Below are 24,568 nucleotides of genomic sequence, written 5' to 3'. Positions count from 1 at the left end.
CGGGTGACGCGTTTCCCCATTTTTTGCACATTTGGGTCACAGTCTTTGCCCAATGCTGGCGCATCTTCAGCGAACACAACCCAGCCAGACAGGAGCGCATTATGCGATTGGCCTTCCCCCGTTTCGGTACCCGATTGCTGAGCATCAGCTGTATCGCCACCAGCCTTGTTTTTGCCCAACAGCCACCCCCCAACAGGCCCCCAGGTTTACCCGGTCCATCACCTCAACGTCCAGACAATCAATTGGATACCCAATTGCGTGAAGTGATTGAAACTCAGGGCTTAATCCCGGTTGACGCCACTGTGCCCAGCCCGGAGGATCCCAAAGTTCAACTGGGCAAGCACTTGTTCTACACCAAGAACCTCGGCGGTGAAAAGGATGCTGCATGCGTCAGTTGCCACCATCCGGTCCTGGGTGGCGGTGACGGATTGAGCCTGTCGGTAGGGGTTGGTGCCATCAATAGCTTAGGTGAGGACGACCCAGACTTGCTCGGACAGGGTCGCAATCCGAGTGCCAATGATGATAACAATGTGCGGCATCTGCCCAATGTGCCTCGCCACGCGCCGACTTTCTTCAACCTTGCCTTTCTGGAAAACGCGCTATTTTGGGACGGCCGCGTAAGCCGCTTACCGGACGGTGCGATTACAACCCCTGAAGGTGTCGCTGCAGGTGACGCTCCGCCGGTCGATCCTCGCTATGAGCCAGGTACGTCATTGGCCGTGGCACAAGCGCATCTGCCGGTAACCTCGACCACCGAAATGCGCGGTGACTTTCTGCAGGCACAGGATAACGACACGCTGAGGGCGGCATTGTCCGGGCGCCTGGCCGGGGAGGCACCCTCTGAACCCACGCTGTGGCAAACCCTGTTTGGTGAAGCCTTTGGTGACGACACCATCGATTACCGCCGTGTTGCCGAGGCGCTGGCCAGCTACGAGCAGTCTGCATTGTTCGTCAATTCGCCGTGGCAACGTTATTTACAGGGTGATGATCGGGCACTGAGTCAACAACAAAAACAGGGCGCACTGCTGTTCTTCAACTTCCCACAAGACGGCGGTGCCGGCTGTGTGGCCTGTCACAATGGTCCGGCCTTTACCGACCAGCGCTTTCACCTGGTCGGGTTTCCCCAATGGGGGCCCGGTACCGATGAGGCGACCGGTCAGGACATTGGCCGTGAAGCGGTCACCGGCAACCCTGCCGACCGTTATCACTTCCGCACCCCAAGCCTGCTCAATGTCGGTGTCACCGCCCCCTACGGCCATGCTGGCGCCTATGCGACGTTGCGAGAGGTTGTGCAGCATTACACCAATCCTGCTGGCAATATCGCTCGGCTTTTCAGGGACAATGAAAACGCACCGTTTTGCCAACTGGCGCAAGTCAGGGACGTGATTGAGCTGAGCCAGGTCAGCTGTGAAGCACTTCAACAGCCAGCCCATCAGCACTCCCGTGACGTGATAGAGCAGCTCGAGATGGCGCGTAGCGGCGAGGCAGTGGCCACCAGTCCGTTGCCGGTGGATGCGTCTTTGGGTCGCCGCCAGGTTGGTGACCTGGTGGCCTTTTTACACGCCCTCACCGACCCATGCACCCAGGACAGGGCATGTCTGCAACCGTGGATTCTGGATGCCAATGACGAGGCAACGTTTCCTGACAACCAGATGCTGGTCCCCCACGATCAGTTTGGCAACGGTTTATAGCCCCCTCGGCTCAACACACAAAAAAAGGCGCTGTATCAGCGCCTTTTTTTCATTTCTTCTTCTGATGAAATGACATCATCCGTTTGCGCTTACGCTGCTGCGACAGGGTCAGTTGGTTCTTCTTGCCCTCGAACGGGTTGCTGCCTTCACGGAATTCAATTCTAATCGGCGTCCCCATGGTTTCCAGGGTTTTGCGGAAATAATTCATCATGTAACGTTTGTACGCCTCGGGCAGATCTTCCACCTGGTTGCCGTGGATCACGATCACCGGCGGGTTGTATCCCCCCGCGTGGGCATATTTCATTTTCACCCGGCGACCACGCACCAATGGTGGTTGGTGATCCTGCTGAGCCATTTCCATGATCCGGGTCAGCAACGATGTGCTGATACGCTTGGTCGCCGATGCGTACGCTTCCTGAACCGATTCAAACAGATGACCAACGCCGGAACCGTGCAACGCTGAGATGAAATGCAAACGGGCAAAGTCAATAAAACCAAGCCGACGATCCAGCTCACGTTTGATGTCTTCTTTGACTGACTGATCGAGGCCATCCCATTTGTTCACTGCAATCACCAGCGAGCGGCCGGCATTGAGGATGAAACCGAGCAAACTGAGATCCTGATCGGCAATACCTTCCCGTGCATCCACCACCAGCAACACGACATTAGCCTCTTCAATGGCTTGCAACGTTTTAACAACCGAGAACTTTTCCACCGCATCCGAGACTTTCTTGCGCTTGCGTACACCGGCGGTATCAATCAGCACATACTCCCGCTCGTCCCGTTGCATCGGGATGAAGATGCTGTCTCGTGTGGTGCCCGGCATGTCATACACGACCACCCGATCTTCACCGAGTATGCGGTTGGTCAGGGTCGATTTACCCACATTCGGCTTACCAACAATGGCAAGCTTAATGGGCAGTGACTGCAGCCGCTCCAGTTGCGCTTCAGCATCGTCCTCATCGTCATTGCGTTTAACTTCAACCACGCGCATGTCCGGGAAGGTCTCTTCAATCGGGGTGAGGGCAGACTCCAGCAACTGGGCAACGCCACGGCCATGTGCCGCAGCAATCTGATGCACCTCGCCCAATCCCAAGGCATAGAATTCGGCACTTTCACTGTCGCCGTCGATGCCATCGACTTTGTTAGCGACCAGAAAAACGGTTTTCTGTTGCTTGCGCAAATGGGCTGCAATGCCCTGATCGGCGGGTGTCAAACCTGCCCGGGCATCAACCAGAAATAACACCACATCCGCTTCATCAACCGCCAGCAATGACTGTTCAGCCATGGCCGCGTCAATCCCCTGCTCATCACCACTGATACCGCCGGTATCAACCACGATAAACTGCAGGCCTTCATATTTGGCCTGGCCATACTTGCGATCCCGGGTCAAACCGGGGTAATCGGCCACCAACGCATCACGGGTATTGGTAAGTCGATTAAACAACGTCGATTTGCCCACATTGGGACGGCCGACCAAGGCCACTACGGGTAACATATGCGTATTCCTGATTCAGTGTATTGTGTATGTCGGGGTACGCCGCGGCACCCCGACATACAGAAGATTACTCGGGCGTGCTGACGGCGAACACGTCGCCTTCTCGGGTTTGAAGGTATAACACATCGTCACCCACCACAGGGGCGGTGTATATACCGTTGTCCTCATCATCGCCACCCACATCCAGGCGAGCGACCAGACTGCCATCATTGCGATCCAGCCAATGCAGGAAACCAAATTTGTCGCCAACCACGACATTATTGTTAGCCACAACCACATGGGTCAGCTCCCGACCACGCAGTCGGCCCATACTCCACTGCTCGATGCCGTTTCGACGATCGAGGCTGTAGACGTTGCTTTTGGTGTCTACCACAAACAACTGGTTGCCCTGCACTACCAAATCCTGGTAGCTGTTGTATTCACGTTTCCACATTACCCGGCCGCTGCGCAATTCCACCGCCGCCAATGTGCCGCTGTAAGAGATAGTGTAGATCACACCGCCAAACACGACAGGAGCCGTGTCGATATCCACGATACGATCCAGTTCAGTCGCGCCACTGGGCTTGGCAATTGGCTGCTCCCATGCGGTCTGGCCGGTTTCCAGCAGAGTAACTGCCAACTTTCCTGACGCTGTGCCGACGATCGCTCCGCCATTGGCGGCAGCAGGTGCGGAGATGCCACGCAGTGACAAAGCAGGTACTTCAGACTCATAGCGCCACAATTGCTCGCCACTGGCAGCATCCAGGCCAAACAACTGACCCGAGCCGGTGTTGACCACGACCACGTTTTCATCCACGGCGGGACGGGCTAGTACTTCGCCACGCACGCTGACACGCCAGCGTTGTTCACCGGTTTCGGCATCCAGAGCATACACATACCCATCTTCGGTGCCGAAATACACCGTTTCGTAGGCCAGGGTCAGGCCACCTGAAATTTTTGCCGGCACGCCATCAGAAAACAGATTCGTCAGAAAACTCAGATAGCCGCTGTCATCAAAGGTGGCAAAATCCGCCTGCCAGTTGGTTTTACCGTTGGCAGGATCAAGGGAGAACACACCACCCTGACGATTTGCAACGTACAAAGCACCGTAACCCAGCGCAGGCGACAGACGAGAGAAATACTGATCGACACCGTTGTCGATGTCTTTTTCCCACACCACCTGCGGGGTGAAGCGGGCCTCAATGTCCGGCAGACGACGAACTTCCAGTTCTTCGTCATCGGCGAACCAATCGGATACCGTACTGCACCCCGACAATGCCAGTGCACCGGCAAGCAACAAAGGGCTAAATCGCATACTCAATGGCTTACTCCTCGTCTTGTTGGGTGGCCAACACGGCGAGGTTATCTAGCTTCATCTCCACCAGTCGGTTGCTTTGCGACTGAGCGAGTGCAGCAACGTAAGCGGTTTTGGCCTGGTCGAACTGACCCATCGCAGCGTACACGTCACCGCGGATTTCCTGCACCTGACCATCAAACGCAGCCGTTGTTACTGCATCAAGAGTGGCTAACGCTTGCTCATTGTTAGCCTGCTGGGAATAGATACGGGCCAGACGCAGGCGCGCAACGTCTTGCACAGCGACCTGTTCACTGCGATTAATCACAACGTTCAGCTGACTCGCAGCTTCATCCAGTTTGTCACTGTCGACGGCGGCTTTAGCGAGCATGAAAGCGCCGAGAATGTCATAGCCTTTGCCTTCATTTTGCTCTACGAAGGAAGCCAGAGCCTGGCTGTTCTGACCGTCTTGAGCCAGCGCTTCAACCTGTTGCTGATAGGTCAGAGATGCCATTTCTTTGCTTTGGATTTGCTCAGCATTGTAATAACGCCAGCCCCACAATCCGCCCAAGCCAACGGCTGCGCCGACAATGATTGCAATGCCGTTTTCTTTCCAGAAGCGTTTGATCGCCTCGACTTGTTGTTCTTCGGTTGCAAACTGTTCCATCATTTCTTCCTCTTACTGCCGGCCCCGGTCTGTGACCCGGCCTTAATTGTGTTCACTACTTAAATTGCTGCGCAAGTACGCAATCAATGCACTGTCTTCAATCGTTTCTTGCTCTCGATCGTGTCGCAAATATTTCACGCCAACCTGTTGATTGTCAGCTTCATTGTCACCAATGATCAGAGCCAGTACAGCGCCACTTTTGTCTGCACGTTTCATCTGCTTTTTGAAGTTGCCGCCACCACAGTGGTTTTGCAATCGAATACCCGGTAGTGCATCTCGCACTTGCTCAGAGAGACGACGGGCATACCCTTCTGCTTTTTCACCCATGGCCGTCACATAAACATCCACCGCCCCAGGTACCTCAGAGGTCAGTTGCAGGGTTTCCAGCAACAACACAAGACGCTCCATACCCAATGCAAAGCCGACTGCAGGAGTGGCTTTGCCGCCCAGTTGCTCAACCAGGCCGTCGTAACGACCTCCGGCACACACCGTACCCTGAGCTCCCAAAGAGTCAGTTACCCATTCAAAAACGGTACGGTTGTAGTAGTCCAGGCCACGCACCAGACGGGGATTAACCCGATATTTGATACCCAAATCGTCCAATCGTTCACGTAAGCCATCAAAATGTTGCCTGGAGGCGTCATCCAGATGATCCAACAACGACGGCGCGTCTGCCAGTGCGGCCTGCACGTCAGGATTTTTACTGTCCAATACCCGCAATGGGTTGGTGGTCATGCGACGTTTCGAATCTTCATCCAGCGCCGCTTCGTTGGCTTTCAGGTAAGCAACCAATGCGTCTCGGTAGGCTGCACGGGCTTCATTCGAGCCCAGTGAGTTGATCTCAAGTGTCACCTGCTCTGCCATGCCGAATTGTTGCCACAACCGCGCGGACAACAGAATCACTTCGGCGTCAATGTCCGGGCCGTCGATACCAAAGGCCTCTACGCCAAACTGGTGAAACTGCCGATAGCGGCCTTTTTGCGGACGCTCATGGCGAAACATCGGTCCCATGTACCACAAACGCTGCTGCTGGTTATACAGCAAACCATGCTCATTACCGGCGCGCACGACACTGGCCGTGTTTTCAGGACGCAAGGTCAGACTATCGCCGTTGCGATCATCAAAGGTGTACATTTCTTTTTCGACGATGTCAGTCACTTCGCCGATCGAACGTTTAAACAGGTCGGTGCTTTCAACCACTGGGGTTCGAATTTCCTGGTAACCATAACTGGCCACCACTTGTCGGATCCGCTGCTCCACCCACTGCCAGGTCCCGCTCTGCTCGGGAAGGCAATCATTCATACCGCGAATTGCTTGGATCTGTTTGCTCACTGAGGGAATTCTCTGTTGTTTGCTAAGGTTAGGCCTGTGCCCAGGTTAAAACGTCAAAAGCCCCGCATTATAGGGGCTTTGAACAGAAACGTAAAATGCTTAACGGCCATTGTGGAGGTCTTTCAGCCCACCTGTTTAATATCAATTTTACGCGTTGCATCAAGCTGTGCCGCTTTCGCGCGAATGCGGGTTTCCAGCGCGTCGACCAAATCATCATTCGACAGGCGCTCTTTCTGACGTTTACCGTCGAGGTAGAAGCCACTCATATTGCGTGCGCCGGTTAAACCGAGGTCTGACACTTCCGCTTCGCCGGGCCCATTTACAACACAGCCGATGATAGACACATCCATGGGTGTCAGGATATCTTCGAGCCGTTGTTCGAGTGCATTAACGGTACCAATCACATCAAATTCCTGACGTGAACAGCTCGGACAGGCAATGAAGTTGATACCACGGGAACGGATCCGAAGTGACTTGAGAATATCAAATCCGACTTTGATTTCTTCCACCGGGTCGGCCGCTAATGAAATTCGGATGGTATCGCCGATACCGTCGGCCAGTAACATGCCCAGACCCACTGCACTTTTTACCGCGCCGGAACGGAAACCGCCCGCTTCGGTAATGCCCAGATGCAACGGCTGGTCAATGCGCGTCGCCAATTCCCGGTAAGCACCGACGGCCAGAAACACATCTGACGCTTTCACGCTGACCTTGAATTGGTCAAAGTTGAGCGAATCCAGAATATCCACATGCCGCATGGCAGACTCCACCAAGGCTGCGGGAGTCGGTTCGCCATACTTTTCCTGCAAATCTTTTTCCAGTGAACCACCGTTCACGCCAATCCGGATAGGGATCCCTTTGTCCTTGGCACAATCCACCACCGAGCGCACCCGCTCCATATTGCCGATATTGCCGGGATTAATGCGCAAACAATCGGCGCCATACTCGGCCACTTTCAGCGCGATGCGGTAATCAAAGTGGATGTCACACACCAACGGCACGGAAACCTGCGCTTTGATGGCCTTAAACGCCTCGGCGGCATCCATGGTCGGAATAGAGACACGCACAATCTCGCCACCGACAGCCTGGATACGTTTGATTTGATCAACCGTCGCCTGCACATCGACTGTTGGCGTATTGGTCATCGATTGGACAGCAATCGGCGCACCATCACCAATCGGTACGCTCCCCACGTTAATACGGGTGGATTTACGGCGGGTAATGGGTGAATCTGTAAACATAGTGAATTACCTTAGTGTGTCTCGGTCACTCGCCCAATGGCAAGTTGAAACGGGCGGTGCGGGTCTCGTCAAACTGACTCATGTCCACGGCCTCACCGTTATAGGAAATCTCGACCACGCCCGGCGCGCCCAGTGTGACTTCAAACGGCGGGATGCCGGTGACCGGCATGACCCGTCCTTTGGCTTTAACCCCATAGGCAATGGCTTCACCAGTGGCGTCCACCAGATTCATCCAGCAATCACCGCTGAATTCAAACACCAGTTCAACCGGTGCAGCATCGGGCATTGAAACCACAGCCGTTGGGCTGCCGGTATCCTCGCTGTTGATATCCTCGCTACTCACATCGTCGGTCATAGCTTGTTGGGTAGACAGTTGCGCCGAAGCGCCTGTGTCGGTGGCCGGTTGAGGTTCCTCACTGACCGGTACTTCATCGTTACGCTCTGTCGGCGTAATTACAACCTGCTCCAGTGTTGACTGGGTCTGTGTATCCGGCTCGGATTGCTCAGCAGCATTGTCACGATTGTCAGCCGATGAATCACGGGTTGTGGCAGGCGGATTGTCCGCCTGTCGGTTCGCCGCGGTACTGACTGACGACGAGGCTGGCTCAGACAACAGAGTGCTGTCGCCATCATCAGAGCCTGATTGTTGAAACCACCACACCACCACCAACGCGATAACCAGCGCGACGATCAGGTAGGTCACCATCATCAGACGATCATCACTGGCCTGCTTGGCAACCCGACGGGAAAAACTCTGCAACTTTGCCGGCTCTTTACTGTGGGTGTGGAACCGGTCGAACGTCTCCAGCACGTCACTTTCTGGCAAGTTGACCAGGCGGGCGTACAATTTCAGATACCCCCGGGTAAAGGTCAGCGAGATACGTTCATCAATCTGATCGTTTTCCAGCGCCACAATACTGGTGACTTTCAAGCGCAGTTTGTCTGCCACTTCTGCCTCGCTGAGGCCTGCGGTTATCCGCGCAGCTTTTAGTTGCGGGCCCGGGCCTTGGGGCGCTTCCTGTACGGATTCTTGTTGGTCTTCGCTCATTATTCCTGCTCTAGTGTGTTGGGGTCCACCAGGTACAAGCGCATACCCGGTCGGATAGCTGACGCATCACTGAGGTTATTCCACTCAATCAGTCGCGCCATTTTCAAATTATAAAGCAATGATATGCGGTACAAATTCTCATTTTTTGCCACCGTATGATACAGCGGTTGTTCTGCCCCTTCGGATTCCACCGTCTCAGCCTGCTCAGCCTGTGTGGAAGGAGCCGGGTCAGGCACAAATGGCTTCGGTTCGGGCTTAAAGGGTTCAGGCTGACGTTCAGCGACGACCGTTTGTTGTTCGGCATCTTCCACAGCGGCGTCCCCCGATTGTTCCGCCGTCGCAGCCGATTCATCCGCCAGTGTGCCGTCGCTGGCTGCGGCTGCCTCTTCAACCTCTGGCCCTTGAGCGACCTCGGCAGTCTCAGGCACAACAGGTTGCGGCTCAGGTTTAAACGGCTCGGGCTGACGCTCAACCACATCAGTTGGTTGTTCAGCATCTTCCACCACGGCGTCCGCGGGTTGTTCCACCTTCGCAGCCGTTTCATCTGCCAGGGTGTCGTCGCTGGCAGCGGCTGTCGCTTGCTCGCCAACCTCTGGCCCTTGGGCGACCTCAGCAGGCTCAGGCACAAACGGTTGCGGCTCGGGCTTGAACGGTTCGGGTTTACGCTCAATCACGTCAGGTTTGGCAGTCGCGATATCGGCCGACGCAGTCGCAGAGTCAGCAACTTTCGTAGTCACACGCTCGGATGCAGCCGAGCTGGCACGCTGTTGACGTTTCTTCAGATAATCCTGGGTATTGGGATGGCCCGGATACATCGCAACCAACATGTCGCCGTAACCCCGAGCTGTTTGCATATTGCCCAGCGCCTGTTCGATTTTCACTGACAGCCACAGGGTCTCCGCCGATACACTGGCAACACGTTCGTACTTACGCAAAGTATCGCGCGCCTGCAACCACTGTTCCTGCGCGGCATACAACTGAGTCAGCAATAACAGGCTTTTTCCCCGGGTCGGCTGGTGATTAATGGCATTTTGCAGGTATTGAATGGCATCATCGACCTGCCCCTGACTCTGACTACACAGCGCCAGGTTCTCAAAGGTCTCCGCGGTCGACACATAATTATTGCTGTTCACCGCTTTGAGAAAGAAACTTTTGGCCTTTTCGTACTTGCCTTGCTGACACAAGAAGGCACCGTAGGTGTTTGCAATGTCAGGGTTACGGGGATCGAAATCCATCGCGTCCTGATAGGACTGTTCGGCCAGTTCATTTTCACCCACCAACTGATAGTAGTAGGCAATGCTGTAATGGGCGTCCGCCAGACGTGGCGCAAACTGCAGGGCTTTGTCCAGGTTAAATTTAGCCTGGCTGTAGTTGCCGTTTTTCAGGTATGTCAGACCGAGAGAAATACGGGTTTTGGCCGCGGCCACCGGGTCAAATTCATCGGCCCCTTTAAACCCTTTGGGCAAGGGTTGGCTGACACAACCGGCCAGTAACAAAACAACAAAAATCAATATGATGCGCATGATACCCACAACCTTGTTGGCAGCATTGGACTAGTGCGCCATTTTTACTGAAATTTGCTCTCCCTTCATCTGTTTTTTTAACATTCTTTTCGTTCTGTCCACCACATCACCGACCAATTGACCGCACGCGGCGTCAATATCGTCGCCCCGGGTTTTGCGCACAACCACGGTCAGGCCATACTCCATCAGGACTTTAGCGAACCGGTCGATGCGTGAATTGCTTGAACAGGTATAGGGCGATCCGGGATACGGATTGAAGGGGATCAGGTTAATTTTCGATGGCGTGTCTTTCAGTACCTTGGCCAACTGATGGGCCTGATCAGTACTGTCGTTGATACCATTGAGCATCACGTACTCTACCGTGACCTTGCCCTGGTTGGCCCGAGACTTGGCCAGATAACGGCGCACACCGGCTAAAAACGTTTCGATATTGTATTTTTTATTGATCGGTACGATCTCATTGCGCAACTCATCGGTCGGCGCGTGCAGGGAAATGGCCAGCGCCACATCAATCTGATCACCCAGCATATCGAGTGCAGGTACGACACCGGACGTACTGAGCGTTACCCGACGCTTGGACAAACCAAAGCCGAAGTCATCCATCATGATGTCCATTGCAGGCACAACGTTTTTGAGGTTGAGCAACGGTTCGCCCATGCCCATCATCACCACATTGGTCACCGGACGTCGGGCGGTGTCGTTGGACAGGCCAATCGTGGTCGCTACCCGCCACACCTGGCCAATGATTTCCGACACACTCAGGTTGCGATTAAAGCCCTGTTGAGCGGTCGAACAGAAGGTACATTCCAGCGCACAGCCCACCTGTGACGACACACACAAGGTGGCGCGATCAGTTTCAGGGATCCAGACGGCTTCGACTTCTTGCCCACCGTCTAGCTTGAGCGCGAATTTGATCGTGCCATCAGAAGCGTTCTGTTGGTAGGCGATTTCTGGCGCCCGCACTTCACACAATTGGGTCAGTTTGTCACGCAACCCTTTGTTCAGATTGGTCATCTGCTCGAAGTTGCTGATACCTTGTTGATAAATCCACTTCATTACCTGATCCGCACGAAACGGTTTTTCACCAATTCTGGCGAAAAATTCGCGCATTGCCGCCCGGTTAAGATCCAGCAGATTGGTTTTTTTGGTAACGGTAGATTCTGGCATATAAACAACTCACCTGTATTGAACGAGATTGGCTCTGTGCGATTTCACACCGCGCCAATTGTACAGAAAATAGACAACCTTTACTACGACAAAAGGGGAGCAATCGCTCCCCTTTATTGCCGAACAACGCGTCTTAGCGTGTGCGAGGGCAGATTTCTTCTTCAGAGAAGAAGTACGCGATTTCGCGTGCTGCTGATTCTGGTGCATCAGAACCGTGCACAGCGTTTTCGTCGATAGACACGGCGTAGTCAGCACGCAGCGTGCCAGCCAGTGCTTCTGCAGGGTTAGTCGCCCCCATGATTTCACGGTTTTTCAGAACCGCGTTTTCACCTTCCAGAACCTGAACCATAACAGGGCCAGACGTCATGAATTCAACCAAAGCGCCAAAGAAAGGACGTTCTTTGTGCTCAGCATAGAAGCCTTCAGCCTGCTCTTTGCTCATGTGCAGCATTTTAGATGCAACGATGCGCAAGCCGGCAGATTCAAAGCGGTTGTAGATTACACCGATCACATTTTTAGCGACGGCATCAGGTTTGATGATAGAAAAAGTACGTTCCAGGGCCATGTCCCATCTCCGTTAGACGATTGACCGCAGACAGGGTCTGCGTTGGTTAAAATTTTGGCGGCGAATTATAGGCAATCTGAGCGCAAATGACTAATAAAATTAAACATTTTTCCGCCTTGTGACTTAACGCCCTGATCTGTAAGTAGTTTGTAAGTCGCACCGATGTGAGTGTTTTGCCCAATGCAGGCGCCCAGACAGGCGTTGCGTGCCAGTTGCCATCATGTGCACGCTGGCGAGCTCCCGACAGCGGGCGCTGTCGGGAAACCCGTGTGGCGATTAATTTGCGATAGGGCCGAGATTGATCAGGCGGATTTCCCCGGATACACCGTCGACACCGTCATTGTCGTTAATGATGTACACGTCGCCATTACTCAACCGTGCCAGACCTTCAACCTTTTCAGCCACCAGTCCGCCGGTAGCGGTCAGGTCACTGACGAGATCACGCACCAGGGTTTTGGTCAGGGTTTGACCACTGGCAACACCATTGGTGTCAATCTCATAAATGCGCTTGATCGCGCCATCCGGCCCGCCCTGGTTATCTCGCTCCAGAACCAGAAAGCGGTCATCGCCCAACGAGGTCAGGTCTGACAGCCCAACCCAGCCACCGTTTTGCGACGCAACCCCGTCAAGAGGGTAGAAGAAAAACTGCCAGTTTTGCGTCGCCGTATCATATACACCAATACGGGGCTGAGTTTCACCGTTCCAGGCACGCTGGAACGCAACATAGGCTTTGCCGTTGTATTCAGCCACACCTTCAAAGCCAAACCGCACCTGTTGTGCATTGACCGCATCCGGCAGGGTAATTGCCTGCTCAATCTCCCCTTGCGAAGAGGTCTTCAGCAACAGATTCAAGCTGTTGATGGGACGGCTGCTGTCACCCTGGGTACCTGCCCCCTCAGAGGCGATCCAGAAACCGCCATCACTGGCCACTGCGATACCTTCAGGATCAATATTGACCGTATTGTCGGCATTGATCATCGCAGCCAGGTCAGCACTGTCAAACACGCTGACACGGGTAGCGTCATCCTCATCCACGCTGTTGTCTGCCAGATTAACCACCGGCAACGCAGCCAGAACGCCATTGCTATCGGTAATTCGAATTTCCTGGTTCAGCGATGCCGGGGTCTGAGCGGTATCGATGCGGAAGATACGGTTGCTGAGGTAGAAACTGTCTTCAATCGCCCATAAGGTCTCGCCTTCTCCCGCAGCCAGACCTGACAATGCAGCAAAGGGGATTGGCGTACCATCGGTGCGATCCGTAGACTGCACGGTGGGATACGTTGCAGCGGCGTTCTGGTAGGCATAGATATTCAATACTGAACGCTGCTTGTCGCCACGGTTATCTTCCTCACTGGCCACCACCAGCAAATTGCGCGATGGGATCGCCAGCGCCCCCTCAGGTGCCGTTGCTGCCGGGAGTACCTGCTTAAGCACCGGACGGGTTAAATCGGCTACGTCGTAAACAAATACCAGACTGGCCCGTTCAGCGTTCACAAACAGGTAACGTTCGTCACCAAACACACCAAACTCGGCATTCTCCGGCTCATTGCCTTTGTTGCCTGAGCGTTCATCGGGATAATGGCCAACGCGGGCCGTGAGATGCTCCAGGGTATTTCCCGCCTCATAGATCACATCGCCGGCAGTATTGAACACAGTAAAGCCCCGTGAACCACCGTCCAGATCCCCTTCATTGGCCGTCACAAAGTAGTCATTAGACAACCAGGTCACCCCATCCGGCTCACGCAGAACACCTGACAGACTGTCGGTCTGGGAAATAAACGCTTCTTCTTCCTCGGTATCGACCTGGGTTAAATCCACTGCACCGGCGCTGAAGTGGTTCAGCACACTGCCGTCCTGCAGGTCAACCAGCACAATGTGGTTGTTCTCCTGTAGGGTCACTACCGCGATATTGTCGTTGTTGATGTCCACGTACTCCGGCTCAGGATCATCACCGTACAAGTCCGCCAGACCGGTCATGTCAACAAAGCTCACCGACCATTCTTGTGTTGTCCCACTCAGGTCAACGATCGCCAGGGTCCCGGCTGGCATCTGCGGTGGCGCGCCATCGCCCAAGTCTTCATCTCGCTCGTTTTCGATTGCAATGACGGCAAACTGGCCATCCGGTGATACCGCTACAGAATCGGGTTGCCCGCCCAGGTCCAGTCGGGTCACTTCTGTCTGGCTGGCAATATCGATGACGGCCAGTGCCCCACTGACATTGATGTAATCCGCTGAGGTATTAACGCCGACCAGGGCATAAGCGCCTTTTACCGCCACAGAGGTAGGCTCACCGTTCAGTGCCACGGTTCCCAGCGCCTGTGGGTTGGCTGGATCGTTGATATCGACAAACCCGACAACTTCCAGAGGACTGTCGGTGTACACCACCACGGTGCCATCATCATTGACTGCCGCGATCTCGGCTGCGGTTTCAGTATCGACATTACAGCTTGGGTCCAGTTGCAGACACACAGGGAAGCTGGCGATACGATTGAAATTCATTGCCTCATTCAGCGCAGTGGCATTGCACAGATAGCTGGTCTGAGTGATTTCATCGCTGGCCAGCTCACCATCGTTGTTGCTGTCCAGCCCCGAATCAACCCGGGTACCACCATCGAAACACTGTTCATTGCCAGCATACAAGGGCGTCTGCAGCAGCAAGCTGACCAGCCCCTGTGCGCCGTCAGAACCATCGGCACCTTTGGCGCCATCATCACCTGAGCACCCATTCAGCGTTAGGGCAGCCGTTACCGCCAATGCCAGCATTGAACGTTGTGTTGTGCGTCTCATCGCGTTTCCTTTTTGGATTAAGTGTTAAAAATCAATCCGCTACGATGAAGGGGCTAGATGACAGAGGGTTTACGGTTGGATGAATGAATTTTGACGGGGGATACCCTGTGATACCACGAAGGGTGTCAGCCAACAGGGTTTTCGGCAAAGGTGCGCTGGATTTGCTCTACCTCCTCCATGTTGTCCAGTAACGCATTGACGCAATCGGGGTCCAGCTTGATGCCGGCCAACTCGCGCAGCTTGTCGATGGCCTGCTGATTTGACCAGGCCTTTTTATACGGCCGCTCGCTGGTCAGGGCATCAAACACATCGGCTACCGCCACGATACGGGCTTCTACAGGAATGTCGTTGCCCTTTAACCCATCGGGGTATCCGGAGCCATCTAACGCTTCATGATGGTGATTAGCGATGTTTTTGAGCATGTCGATATGGCCGATACCACTGAGACCATAGTTGTCGATCAATTTGTCCAGTAACTGCCTGCCGTTGATCGCGTGCAGCTTCATCTCTTCGAATTCTTCGTCAGTCAGCTTACCGGGTTTCAGCAGCACCCGATCGGGCACGGTGATCTTGCCGAGATCATGCAACGGCGCAAACAGATAAATATGCTCGATATACTGATCATCGAAATCCCATTGCCGTGCAAGCTTTCGCGCGATCAAGCGGGCATAGCGTGACATCCGCTCAAGGTGCGAGCCGGTCTCGGGATCCCTGCCATGACTCAAATCCAGTGCCGATTTTAACGTCGCCAACAAGGTTCTGACGTTAGCCCGCTCATGAAAAACCAGCAAGGTGACCAGGTGGGACACTGAGTCCAATTCAACCAGCAATGTCTCCTCAAACACCCCAACCTCAGCGGCATTGAAAAAAACAAATCCGAAAAAGTGTCCGTTAAACACCATCGGCACGGTGTAGCTGGCCAGATAGCCAGCTTCCAACAGGGCTTGGGTATGGGGCTTATCACTGTCGGACAATTCACGTAAATCGTTAATCACCCGTGTTTTGCCCTGTTGGGCAAGGGTCGCCAACTGCGGCGTCTGAGCCAGGGTCGTCTGATAATGCTCCAGGGGGGTGTGTTGATCGGCACTGTAAATGAAGGTTTTCAGCGCATCGGTTTTGTCATCATACAACGCCACTGCAATGCGCGTGATGGCAGGGTGCTGTTGTTTGACAGCATCATGCAGGTGGCGCAACTTTTGCTGCACCGTTTGCGCGTCATTCAGCGATTGAAGGTGATCCTGATGTTCCATGCTGCAGTCTTCGTTTTAACGTCCTGTTGACTAAGCGTAGAACAACCTCACGCAGCTCGACAAGCGAGAATCGATTGCCTGACCGGACAACAATTACACATCATCTCGTAGCAATGACAGTGGCGAAAACTCACTGAACAAGGATTGGGCTTCCGTGACCTGTGCCACGGGAATAGTATCGGCCACCTCGGCCATGTCGCGCCAAAGGGCTTGAACACGGGGATTGTCATGGGCATCCTGAATGGCCATTTCGCTCAGCCACTCAAACACTTCGATGACCTCGCCGGTTTTGCTTTGCATCACAAAGGGAGGGCGTGAAGTGATCAGCTTCTCCGCCAGCAACAACGGATGATGCTGGCGCACCAGATCAAGTAATTTTGCCTGTCCGTCAGGCTTGGGACGATAGGCGACGATAACGGCACGTGCCATGAATTTCTCCTCGCACCAGCACGGCAGTGCCGATGGTTGTTTATTTATAGGTTAGCAGTGTACTGCCCAATGGGTCCGTTCGCACGCACAAAAAAGCGGAACTGGTGTTCCGCTGCTGATGTCAAACTCAGGGGTAGACTCAGTGGCCTTCGCTGACCTGATTAACGGTGTATTTGGGGATTTCTACCACCAGGTCTTCGTCGTCGATGATGGCCTGACAGCCGAGGCGAGATTCAGGCTCAAGTCCCCAGGCTTTGTCCAGCATGTCGTCTTCCAATTCGTCGCTTTCCTTAAGCGAATCAAAACCTTCGCGAATGATCACATGACAGGTCGTACAGGCACATGATTTTTCACAGGCGTGTTCAATGCCGATGCCGTTTTTCAACGCCACATCCAGTACTGATGTGCCTTTTTCACCTTCCAGCACTGCCCCCTCAGGACACAACTCGTCGTGGGGTAAAAAAATGATTTGAGGCATAGTTTGCCGTCCTCTCGGTTAAACTGTTTAAATATCGTCTACGCTGTGACCTGCCAGCGCCTGCTGAATGGACTTGTCCATGCGCCGTGCAGCAAAGTCACTGCTGGCGGCGTCAACCCGCTCAATGGCGGCTTCAATCGCGTCAGGGTTATCGCCGTTGGCGGCTTCCCGCATTGCCTGCAAGGCATCTTGCAATGCATGTAATTCTTCGCTACTGAGCAAGTCCGCATCGGCTGCCAGTGCAACCTTCAATGCTTCATCAACCCGTGCTGCTTCGACCTGCTGCTCTTTAAGCATACGTTGTTGCATATCCGCCTTGGCGTGGGTCATGGAGCTGCTGAGCATCTGCGTGATCTGCGCCTCATCTAACCCGTATGACGGTTTTACCTGGATCTGTGCTTGTACTCCGGTCGACTTTTCCATCGCCGTGACATTCAACAACCCGTCGGCATCGACCTGGAAGGTGACCCGAATATGCGCCGCACCTGCCGCCATCGGCGGAATACCGGTGAGGGTAAAACGCGCCAGCGAGCGACAATCGTCAACCAATTCCCGCTCTCCCTGTACCACATGCACCATCATTGCGGTCTGACCGTCTTTGAAGGTGGTGAATTCCTGTGCTTTGGCGACTGGGATCGTGGTATTACGATGAATGATTTTTTCTGCCAGACCGCCCATGGTTTCGATACCCAGAGACAGAGGTAACACATCCAGCAGCAACATGTCGCTGTCCGGCTTGTTGCCGACCAGAATATCCGCCTGAATTGCTGCGCCTACCGCCACTACCTTGTCCGGGTCGATGCTGGTCAGAGGGGTTTTACCAAAGTAGCTACCCACCGCATCACGCACCGCAGGCACGCGGGTTGATCCACCAACCATCACCACTTCAAGCACGTCGTCGACACCGACTTCGGCGTCTTTTACCGCCCGGCGGCAGGCCTTCAGTGTGCGATCGATCATCGGCGCGATCAGCTTTTCCAGCGTATGACTGCTGATGGTCAGGGCATGTTCGGTACCACTGTCGTCGGTAAAGTGAACGTCCACGGCGGCGTCTGCACTCAGTTGTTCCTTGGCCCAGCGGGCGGTATCCAGCAAAGTTCTGCGCAGGGTTTTCGATTGCTGCTCGCTGAGTCCGGCCTGATTGGCCATATGGGTTGCCAGGGCCTGGTCAAAGTCATCGCCCCCCAAAGCAGTGTCGCCGCCCGTGGCCAGCACCTCGAATACCCCTTTGCTGAGGCGTAAAATTGAAATGTCGAAGGTACCACCACCCAGATCGTAGACGGCAATGACCCCTTCCTGACCACTGTCGAGGCCATAGGCAATTGCCGCAGCGGTGGGCTCATTGAGTAAACGCAATACCTTCAGACCTGCCAGTTGGGCAGCATCTTTGGTGCCTTGACGCTGAGCGTCATCAAAATACGCCGGTACCGTCACCACCGCGCCACTGAGCTCATCCCCGAGGGTGGCCTCAGCACGTTCGCGCAAAGTACTGAGGATTTGCGCGGACACCTGCACCGGATTAACCTGCTGAGTGTGTACCTGTAACAAGGGATGGTCATCATGTCCTTCCACAAAGGTATAGGGCAAGTTCGGGTAGCTGGTAAGGATGTCCTGTACACTGCGGCCCATAAAACGTTTCACGCTGACAATGGTATTGACCGGATCCTGGCTGGCCATTGCCAAAGCATCCCGGCCAACCTGTACGTCACCTTTCTCGTCATAGCGAACCACAGACGGCAAAATCGCTTCGTCCTGTTCATCGAGTAAGGTTTCGGCCCGACCACTGCGGACTGAAGCAACCAATGAGTTTGTGGTGCCCAAATCAATGCCCACGGCTAATTTACGTTCATGGGGTTGTGCACTTTGTCCGGGCTCTGCGATTTGAAGTAGCGCCATTGTCGGTCCTGTGTTTTATTGCTCGTGAAGGGTGTCTTCCAGTCGCGCAATTTCGGCGCGCAACTTCAGCATAAATTTAAGTTTTCGAATTTCATCTGCGCCACGCTGATTGCCGTCATCAGAGTTTTTATCTAACGCCATTTTCATATTCGTCATGTGATCATTAATGTGCCCGACCAATTCAGCATCGAGGGCCGTCAGTTGCTGTTCGTCTGGTGCTGAAGCCATGTCTTCCAGGGCCTCTCGCCATTCCATCTGCTGCATCAGAAAGGCGGTATCCTGCATGGTTTGTTGCTCATGGCGGAGTTCCACTCCACGCAGGCTGAGCAGGTGCTCGGCGCGACTGACCGGCGATTTGAGCACACTGTAGCCGTCATTGACCTGGGCGTTCTTCTGCACAGCCATCAACCGCTCACGCTCGCTGGCAGTGGCAAAGCGATCAGGATGGGTCAGTTTGACCAGGGTTTTATGTGCTTTGTTGAGCTGTTCCAGATCGATGTCGAATTGCTCAGGTAGCTGGTACAAAGAGAAAAAATTCATGCGATTGTGCTATCCAATGACTCAAAAGCAAAAGGGGCCATCGCCCCTTTAGATCATACGTTGAAGCTCTCGCCGCACCCGCATTCGCCTTTGGCGTTCGGGTTGTTGAACTGAAAACCTTCATTCAGGCCTTCTTTGGCAAAATCGAGCTCTGTGCCATCGAGGTATAGCAGGCTTTTGCCGTCAATGATGATCTTGACACCATTGTCTTCAAAAACCTCATCATCGGGGTTCAGTTCATCGACGAACTCCAACACGTAAGCCAGTCCGGAACAGCCGGTGGTTTTTACGCCTAAGCGCAGCCCAATGCCTTTGCCCCGACTGGACAAAAACGATTTTGCACGTTGTGCTGCGGCTTCGGATACTTTAATTCCCACGAAAGACTCCTCGGCTTGCATCATTAGCTGGAATGCTTGCTCTTATAATCATCCACAGCCGCTTTGATGGCATCTTCGGCCAGGATTGAGCAGTGAATTTTTACCGGTGGCAACGCCAGCTCTTCGGCAATGTCGGTATTTTTGATCGCGGTGGCTTCTTCGAGGGTTTTACCCTTAACCCACTCGGTGACCAGTGAGCTGGACGCAATCGCAGAACCACAACCGTACGTCTTAAACTTGGCATCTTCGATAATGCCGTTCTCGCCGACTTTGATCTGCAGTTTCATTACGTCACCACAGGCAGGTGCGCCCACCATCCCGGTGGCTACCGACGGATCGTTTTTGTCAAACCCGCCAACATTGCGGGGATTTTCATAGTGATCAATTACTTTGTTGCTGTAAGCCATGATTGGTTACCTCATACTCTCATTCTGTGCGGATGCTTAGTGATGCACCCATTCCACTTTGTCCAGGTCAACACCGTCTTTGTACATTTCCCACAGCGGTGACATTTCGCGTAGCTTGTCAATGGCGTTACGGATCACGCTGACAACGTGATCAATTTCCGCCTCGGTGGTGAAGCGACCAATGCTGAAACGGATTGAGCTGTGTGCCAATTCATCGTTCAGACCCAAGGCACGCAACACATAAGAAGGCTCAAGACTCGCCGACGTACAAGCACTGCCCGACGATACCGCCATGTCTTTCAACGCCATGATCAGGGATTCCCCTTCCACGTAGGCGAAACTGACATTCAGGTTATGCGCTACACGATGGGTCATGTCACCGTTGATGTACACGGCTTCAATGTCTTTGATGCCATCCCACAAGCGGTTGCGCAGCATCAGAATACGTTCGTTCTCTGTTGCCATTTCTTCTTTGGCAATACGGAAGGCTTCGCCCATACCCACAATCTGGTGAGTAGGTAGTGTGCCAGACCGCATACCACGCTCATGACCGCCACCGTGCATTTGTGCTTCCAGGCGGATACGCGGCTTGCGGCGCACATACAAGGCACCAATACCTTTGGGACCATAGGCCTTGTGCGCGGAGAAAGACATCAGGTCGACTTTCAACGCTTGCAAATCGATCGGCACCTTGCCGGCGCTTTGCGCAGCATCAACGTGGAAAACCACTTTGTTGTCGCGGCAGATTTCACCCAGGGTTTCGATGTCCTGAATCACACCGATTTCGTTATTCACGTGCATCACAGATGCCAGAACGGTATCAGGGCGAATCGCTGCTTTGAATTTTTCCAGGTCCAACAGACCGTTTGGCTCGGGATCCAGATAAGTGACCTCAAACCCTTCGCGCTCCAACTGACGACAGGTGTCCAAAACGGCTTTGTGTTCCGTTTTCACGGTGATCACGTGCTTGCCTTTTTTGGCATAGAAATGCGCTGCACCTTTGATGGCCAGGTTGTCAGACTCTGTTGCACCTGATGTGAACACAATTTCACGAGGGTCAGCGTTGATCAACTCAGCGATTTGATTACGTGCAATGTCAACCGCTTCTTCAGCCTGCCAGCCAAAGCGGTGTGAGCGAGACGCCGGATTACCGAAATTGCCATCGTTGGTCAGACAGGCCATCATCTTCTCGGCCACACGGGGATCAACCGGTGTGGTGGAAGAATAGTCCAGATAAATGGGTAACTTGATATCGCTCATTATTGGCTCCGCTTACAATTGCAAACTGATCTCTATCTCGTTCGCAACAATCTGATTCATGTGTTTGGTTTGGTCCTGACGGTCGGCAACGGCTTTAACGTCGCCCTTGGCCATCAGCTCACCCAATGTAATGCCATTCAGAAACAGTGAAATACGTTCACTGAGGTCCTGCCACAGGCTATGGGTCAGGCAACGTTCGCCGCCTTGACAGTCCGATTGTCCCTGGCAACGGGTGGCGTCTACAGACTCATCGACTGCGCGAATGACTTCGCCAACCGGGATCTGGCAGGCATCCCGGCCCAACCGGTAACCGCCACCTGGCCCACGAACACTCTCAACCAACTTTTCGCGGCGTAAACGCGCAAACAGCTGCTCAAGGTACGACAACGATATTTCCTGTCGCTCTGAAATGTCGGCGAGGGGCACTGGACCTTTTTGCGAGTGCAGTGCGACGTCCAACATGGCAGTGACCGCGTAACGTCCTTTCGATGTGAGTTTCATAACGTTCACCTGACTAATACGTGGCACAAAGGATGCCATACCCGACTATTTTGGTCAAGTATTTACCTTAGTGTTTTAGTAGGGTATTCCGTCAATCCCGCGTTCAAATGTGCGGATCGAAACTGTCCTGATCTTTCTTTTCGTGGCCGGTTTCAAACGCTTCAATGTCAAGACTCGGCAACGCTTTCCCACACACATCACCACCCATGGTGTTGATGGCCTTGCACATTTCTTCGACTTTGGTGTCGACAAGGTGCAAATGATCCAGCATCTGCCCAATGGCATTGGCGACGGGATCCGGGTTGTCTGGCGATACCGCATAGGCATCAAACCCATATTTGCGCGCGATTCTACCACGTTGCGCGTGTTTTTCCTGATCTTTTTCTGCCGCTTGCATCACGATTCGGCCAGGTATCCCGACCACGGTTGCATTGGCGGGTACGTCTTTAACCACCACCGAATTGGACCCGACTTTGGCCCCTTTATGCATCGTGATAGGACCCAGCACTTTGGCGCCAGCTCCAACAACCACATTGTCCTCCAGTGTGGGATGGCGCTTACCTGCACTCCAACTGGTTCCCCCAAGGGTAACGCCATGATACAGCGTAACATCATCACCAATTTCAGCGGTTTCGCCGATCACCACACCCATCCCGTGGTCGATAAAAAACCGCCGCCCCAGGGTTGCGCCCGGATGGATTTCGACCCCGGTTAGCCAACGGGAAAACGTCGATAAGGTGCGTGCCAGCCATTTCCAGTTAGCCTTCCACAAGCGGTGGCTGAGCCGATGGATCCAAATTGCATGCAAGCCGGGATAATTAGTCAGCACTTCGAAGGTAGTGCGCGCAGCCGGATCGCGATGAAACACACTGTCGATGTCTTCTTTGATGCGCTCAAACATAACTCAATCCCGGCGTTGGCCCTTGGCGGTTTTATCGATAGACGCCAGAATGCCACGCAGAATGTTCAGCTCCTGCGCCTCAGGACGGGCACGATTGAACAACCGGCGCAACTTGGTCATTACCTGACCCGGGTGATTTTTGACAATAAAACCGGTTTCCAACAGTGTCGATTCAAGGTGGGTATAAAAGCGTTCCAAATCTTCCACCAGCGGATACGTCTCCTCGACCGGCGGATAAGACTCAGCATTCAGGTGCGCCATGCGGATTTCATAGCACAGCGTCTGAACCGCAGCAGCCAGGTTTAACGAACTGTATTCGGGATTGGCAGGAATGCACACATGATAATGACACTGTTGCAATTCATCATTGCTCAAGCCACTGTTTTCACGCCCGAACACCAGTGCAACGGGGTAATTAGCGACCTCCTGAACCAGCTTTTCACCGCATTCTCGAGGTTCCAGCATCGGCCAGGGCAAGGTTCTCGACCGCGCACTGGTGCCAACCACCAGACCACAGTCCTGCACGGCTTCGGCCAGGGTTGCTACTGTCTTCGCATTCCCGAGTACATCGCCGGCACCGGCGGCCATGGCACTGGCTTTACCATCGGGTGCAGAGACCGGATCAACCAGCACCAGTTCACCCAGGCCCATGGTTTTCATGGCCCGAGCGGTTGAGCCGATATTGCCGGTATGGGAAGTGTTTACCAATACGATTCGAATATTCTTTAACATAGACAAGCTGTTGACGTCGTTCAGGGCGCGAAGTCTAGCACACATTGTGGGCTCGGATCCTGCCCCAATCCGAGGTTTAGGGTAAATAGTCATTGCATTACGGTCATATCCTGTTAGACTCCGCGGCGAATTTTTGAGCGACCCGAAGGTGCGCTCGAGAATCGTTGACCGGGCGCTGTAGCAACCGGGCTGCTCTTAACAGTTCTTTATACAATTGGTGGTTTGACTATGCATCCTATGCTGAACATTGCGGTGCGCGCTGCGCGCGTTGCCGGAAACATTATTGTCCGTGGTCTCGAGAAGCGAGACGATCTGATGGCCGAAGTAAAAGGCATCAATGATTATGTCACGCGTATTGATAAAGAAGCAGAACAAGCCATCATTGCCAAAATTCAGCAATCCTATCCTGATCACAGCTTTATCGGTGAAGAAGGCGGCGTCATTGACGGTGACGAAGCGTACAAATGGATCATTGACCCGCTGGATGGCACGACCAATTTCATCAAAGGCATTCCTCACTTTGCCGTTTCTATCGCCCTGCAACATAAAGGCAAGGTCGAACAGGCCGTCGTTTTTGATCCCATTCGTGGCGAACTGTTCACCGCCAGCAAAGGGGCCGGTGCTCAATTGAACGGATTCCGTGTCCGTGCTTCTGGCGCCCGTGAACTGGCAGGTACCGTACTGGCTACAGCCTTCCCATTTAAAGATAAGGCAGCATTGCCAGCCTACACCGAATCCTTCAATCGTATCTTCACCCAGGCCGGTGATGTGCGCCGATGTGGCTCTGCTGCGCTGGATTTGGCCTACGTGGCCGCCGGCCGTTATGACGGATACTGGGAACGCGGCATCAAACCTTGGGACATTGCCGCCGGAGAACTGATCGTCAAAGAAGCAGGCGGTCTGGTAACGGATTTTGCCGGAGGAAACGACACCATGAAGAAAGGTGAGATCGTTGCCGGCAGCGCCAAAGTGGTACAGCAGCTGGTAAAAACCCTGCGCGGATGA

Annotated in this window: 23 protein-coding genes; 2 read left to right on the top strand and 21 right to left on the bottom strand. The window is 53.9% G+C overall.

Annotated features, from left to right (window positions below):
- Nucleotides 1-101: 101 nt before the first annotated feature.
- A complete protein-coding gene (locus LJ739_RS01735) occupies nucleotides 102-1,691 on the top strand; it encodes a cytochrome-c peroxidase (protein ID WP_229156874.1) in 1,590 nt (529 codons plus the stop codon).
- Between the two features lie 49 nt (nucleotides 1,692-1,740).
- Here the strand turns inward: LJ739_RS01735 and der are convergent, their stop codons facing one another.
- From der to trmJ, 21 genes are all read right to left on the bottom strand, one after another.
- Nucleotides 1,741-3,189, bottom strand: a complete 1,449-nt coding sequence (der, locus tag LJ739_RS01730; protein ID WP_229156873.1) for a ribosome biogenesis GTPase Der — start codon at nucleotides 3,187-3,189, stop codon at nucleotides 1,741-1,743.
- A gap of 67 nt (nucleotides 3,190-3,256) precedes the next feature.
- A complete protein-coding gene (gene bamB / locus LJ739_RS01725) occupies nucleotides 3,257-4,483 on the bottom strand; it encodes an outer membrane protein assembly factor BamB (RefSeq protein WP_229156872.1) in 1,227 nt (408 codons plus the stop codon).
- A gap of 10 nt (nucleotides 4,484-4,493) precedes the next feature.
- On the bottom strand, nucleotides 4,494-5,129 hold the full coding sequence (locus LJ739_RS01720; RefSeq protein ID WP_229156871.1) for a YfgM family protein: 636 nt from the start codon (nucleotides 5,127-5,129) through the stop codon (nucleotides 4,494-4,496).
- Between the two features lie 42 nt (nucleotides 5,130-5,171).
- The gene (hisS, locus tag LJ739_RS01715; protein WP_229156870.1) at nucleotides 5,172-6,461 is read right to left on the bottom strand and encodes a histidine--tRNA ligase; all 1,290 of its coding nucleotides are present in this window, start codon (nucleotides 6,459-6,461) and stop codon (nucleotides 5,172-5,174) included.
- A 122-nt stretch (nucleotides 6,462-6,583) separates the two neighbouring features.
- Nucleotides 6,584-7,702, bottom strand: a complete 1,119-nt coding sequence (gene ispG, locus LJ739_RS01710; protein ID WP_229156869.1) for a flavodoxin-dependent (E)-4-hydroxy-3-methylbut-2-enyl-diphosphate synthase — start codon at nucleotides 7,700-7,702, stop codon at nucleotides 6,584-6,586.
- A gap of 25 nt (nucleotides 7,703-7,727) precedes the next feature.
- Nucleotides 7,728-8,750 carry a RodZ domain-containing protein gene (locus LJ739_RS01705; protein WP_229156868.1) on the bottom strand — a complete coding sequence of 341 codons (1,023 nt, stop codon included), beginning with the start codon at nucleotides 8,748-8,750 and terminating at the stop codon, nucleotides 7,728-7,730.
- Nucleotides 8,750-10,273 carry a type IV pilus biogenesis/stability protein PilW gene (gene pilW, locus LJ739_RS01700; protein ID WP_229156867.1) on the bottom strand — a complete coding sequence of 508 codons (1,524 nt, stop codon included), beginning with the start codon at nucleotides 10,271-10,273 and terminating at the stop codon, nucleotides 8,750-8,752. Before pilW ends, LJ739_RS01705 begins: the two co-directional genes overlap by 1 nt.
- 30 nt (nucleotides 10,274-10,303) lie before the next feature.
- A complete protein-coding gene (locus tag LJ739_RS01695; RefSeq protein ID WP_229156866.1) occupies nucleotides 10,304-11,440 on the bottom strand; it encodes a bifunctional tRNA (adenosine(37)-C2)-methyltransferase TrmG/ribosomal RNA large subunit methyltransferase RlmN in 1,137 nt (378 codons plus the stop codon).
- Nucleotides 11,441-11,573: 133 nt separating this feature from the next.
- Nucleotides 11,574-12,005, bottom strand: a complete 432-nt coding sequence (gene ndk, locus LJ739_RS01690) for a nucleoside-diphosphate kinase (protein WP_229156865.1) — start codon at nucleotides 12,003-12,005, stop codon at nucleotides 11,574-11,576.
- Between the two features lie 276 nt (nucleotides 12,006-12,281).
- A complete protein-coding gene (locus LJ739_RS01685; protein WP_229156864.1) occupies nucleotides 12,282-14,792 on the bottom strand; it encodes an esterase-like activity of phytase family protein in 2,511 nt (836 codons plus the stop codon).
- 125 nt (nucleotides 14,793-14,917) lie between these two features.
- Nucleotides 14,918-16,042 (bottom strand): HD domain-containing phosphohydrolase, encoded by a 1,125-nt coding sequence (locus LJ739_RS01680; protein ID WP_229156863.1) that lies wholly within the window; start codon nucleotides 16,040-16,042, stop codon nucleotides 14,918-14,920.
- A 93-nt stretch (nucleotides 16,043-16,135) separates the two neighbouring features.
- Nucleotides 16,136-16,471, bottom strand: a complete 336-nt coding sequence (locus tag LJ739_RS01675; RefSeq protein WP_229156862.1) for a hypothetical protein — start codon at nucleotides 16,469-16,471, stop codon at nucleotides 16,136-16,138.
- Nucleotides 16,472-16,610: 139 nt separating this feature from the next.
- Complete coding sequence (gene fdx, locus LJ739_RS01670) at nucleotides 16,611-16,949, bottom strand: ISC system 2Fe-2S type ferredoxin (RefSeq protein ID WP_229156861.1); 339 nt, start codon at nucleotides 16,947-16,949, stop codon at nucleotides 16,611-16,613.
- Between the two features lie 27 nt (nucleotides 16,950-16,976).
- Nucleotides 16,977-18,845, bottom strand: coding sequence for a Fe-S protein assembly chaperone HscA (hscA, locus tag LJ739_RS01665; RefSeq protein ID WP_229156860.1), 1,869 nt, complete (start codon nucleotides 18,843-18,845; stop codon nucleotides 16,977-16,979).
- Between the two features lie 15 nt (nucleotides 18,846-18,860).
- Nucleotides 18,861-19,385, bottom strand: a complete 525-nt coding sequence (hscB, locus tag LJ739_RS01660) for a co-chaperone HscB (protein ID WP_229156859.1) — start codon at nucleotides 19,383-19,385, stop codon at nucleotides 18,861-18,863.
- Between the two features lie 53 nt (nucleotides 19,386-19,438).
- Nucleotides 19,439-19,783 (bottom strand): iron-sulfur cluster assembly protein IscA, encoded by a 345-nt coding sequence (gene iscA / locus LJ739_RS01655; RefSeq protein WP_267494206.1) that lies wholly within the window; start codon nucleotides 19,781-19,783, stop codon nucleotides 19,439-19,441.
- A 2-nt stretch (nucleotides 19,784-19,785) separates the two neighbouring features.
- On the bottom strand, nucleotides 19,786-20,169 hold the full coding sequence (gene iscU / locus LJ739_RS01650) for a Fe-S cluster assembly scaffold IscU (protein ID WP_229156857.1): 384 nt from the start codon (nucleotides 20,167-20,169) through the stop codon (nucleotides 19,786-19,788).
- Nucleotides 20,170-20,205: 36 nt separating this feature from the next.
- Nucleotides 20,206-21,429, bottom strand: coding sequence for an IscS subfamily cysteine desulfurase (locus tag LJ739_RS01645; protein WP_267494126.1), 1,224 nt, complete (start codon nucleotides 21,427-21,429; stop codon nucleotides 20,206-20,208).
- Nucleotides 21,430-21,441: 12 nt separating this feature from the next.
- On the bottom strand, nucleotides 21,442-21,930 hold the full coding sequence (gene iscR / locus LJ739_RS01640) for a Fe-S cluster assembly transcriptional regulator IscR (RefSeq protein WP_229156856.1): 489 nt from the start codon (nucleotides 21,928-21,930) through the stop codon (nucleotides 21,442-21,444).
- A 103-nt stretch (nucleotides 21,931-22,033) separates the two neighbouring features.
- A complete protein-coding gene (gene cysE, locus LJ739_RS01635; RefSeq protein ID WP_229156855.1) occupies nucleotides 22,034-22,831 on the bottom strand; it encodes a serine O-acetyltransferase in 798 nt (265 codons plus the stop codon).
- A gap of 3 nt (nucleotides 22,832-22,834) precedes the next feature.
- On the bottom strand, nucleotides 22,835-23,563 hold the full coding sequence (gene trmJ / locus LJ739_RS01630; RefSeq protein WP_229159373.1) for a tRNA (cytosine(32)/uridine(32)-2'-O)-methyltransferase TrmJ: 729 nt from the start codon (nucleotides 23,561-23,563) through the stop codon (nucleotides 22,835-22,837).
- A 228-nt stretch (nucleotides 23,564-23,791) separates the two neighbouring features.
- Between trmJ and suhB the strand changes: the two genes are divergently transcribed.
- Complete coding sequence (suhB, locus tag LJ739_RS01625; RefSeq protein WP_229156854.1) at nucleotides 23,792-24,568, top strand: inositol-1-monophosphatase; 777 nt, start codon at nucleotides 23,792-23,794, stop codon at nucleotides 24,566-24,568.

The sequence above is a fragment of the Fluctibacter halophilus genome (genome assembly GCF_020687825.1).
Classification (GTDB): domain Bacteria; phylum Pseudomonadota; class Gammaproteobacteria; order Enterobacterales; family Alteromonadaceae; genus Fluctibacter; species Fluctibacter halophilus.
Note: the sequence above shows the minus strand (reverse complement) of the source record. Positions and strands in the feature narration are given on the sequence as shown.

Excerpts from the sequence above, each read along its gene's own strand:
- LJ739_RS01735 (WP_229156874.1), top strand. The coding sequence starts at position 102 with ATGCGATTGGCCTTCCCCCGTTTCGGTACCCGATTGCTGAGCATCAGC.
- der (WP_229156873.1), bottom strand. The coding sequence starts at position 3,189 with ATGTTACCCGTAGTGGCCTTGGTCGGCCGTCCCAATGTGGGCAAATCG.
- bamB (WP_229156872.1), bottom strand. The coding sequence starts at position 4,483 with ATGCGATTTAGCCCTTTGTTGCTTGCCGGTGCACTGGCATTGTCGGGG.
- LJ739_RS01720 (WP_229156871.1), bottom strand. The coding sequence starts at position 5,129 with ATGGAACAGTTTGCAACCGAAGAACAACAAGTCGAGGCGATCAAACGC.
- ispG (WP_229156869.1), bottom strand. The coding sequence starts at position 7,702 with ATGTTTACAGATTCACCCATTACCCGCCGTAAATCCACCCGTATTAAC.
- LJ739_RS01705 (WP_229156868.1), bottom strand. The coding sequence starts at position 8,750 with ATGAGCGAAGACCAACAAGAATCCGTACAGGAAGCGCCCCAAGGCCCG.
- pilW (WP_229156867.1), bottom strand. The coding sequence starts at position 10,273 with ATGCGCATCATATTGATTTTTGTTGTTTTGTTACTGGCCGGTTGTGTC.
- LJ739_RS01695 (WP_229156866.1), bottom strand. The coding sequence starts at position 11,440 with ATGCCAGAATCTACCGTTACCAAAAAAACCAATCTGCTGGATCTTAAC.
- ndk (WP_229156865.1), bottom strand. The coding sequence starts at position 12,005 with ATGGCCCTGGAACGTACTTTTTCTATCATCAAACCTGATGCCGTCGCT.
- LJ739_RS01685 (WP_229156864.1), bottom strand. The coding sequence starts at position 14,792 with ATGAGACGCACAACACAACGTTCAATGCTGGCATTGGCGGTAACGGCT.
- LJ739_RS01680 (WP_229156863.1), bottom strand. The coding sequence starts at position 16,042 with ATGGAACATCAGGATCACCTTCAATCGCTGAATGACGCGCAAACGGTG.
- LJ739_RS01675 (WP_229156862.1), bottom strand. The coding sequence starts at position 16,471 with ATGGCACGTGCCGTTATCGTCGCCTATCGTCCCAAGCCTGACGGACAG.
- fdx (WP_229156861.1), bottom strand. The coding sequence starts at position 16,949 with ATGCCTCAAATCATTTTTTTACCCCACGACGAGTTGTGTCCTGAGGGG.
- hscA (WP_229156860.1), bottom strand. The coding sequence starts at position 18,845 with ATGGCGCTACTTCAAATCGCAGAGCCCGGACAAAGTGCACAACCCCAT.
- hscB (WP_229156859.1), bottom strand. The coding sequence starts at position 19,385 with ATGAATTTTTTCTCTTTGTACCAGCTACCTGAGCAATTCGACATCGAT.
- iscA (WP_267494206.1), bottom strand. The coding sequence starts at position 19,783 with ATGCAAGCCGAGGAGTCTTTCGTGGGAATTAAAGTATCCGAAGCCGCA.
- iscU (WP_229156857.1), bottom strand. The coding sequence starts at position 20,169 with ATGGCTTACAGCAACAAAGTAATTGATCACTATGAAAATCCCCGCAAT.
- LJ739_RS01645 (WP_267494126.1), bottom strand. The coding sequence starts at position 21,429 with ATGAGCGATATCAAGTTACCCATTTATCTGGACTATTCTTCCACCACA.
- iscR (WP_229156856.1), bottom strand. The coding sequence starts at position 21,930 with ATGAAACTCACATCGAAAGGACGTTACGCGGTCACTGCCATGTTGGAC.
- cysE (WP_229156855.1), bottom strand. The coding sequence starts at position 22,831 with ATGTTTGAGCGCATCAAAGAAGACATCGACAGTGTGTTTCATCGCGAT.
- trmJ (WP_229159373.1), bottom strand. The coding sequence starts at position 23,563 with ATGTTAAAGAATATTCGAATCGTATTGGTAAACACTTCCCATACCGGC.
- suhB (WP_229156854.1), top strand. The coding sequence starts at position 23,792 with ATGCATCCTATGCTGAACATTGCGGTGCGCGCTGCGCGCGTTGCCGGA.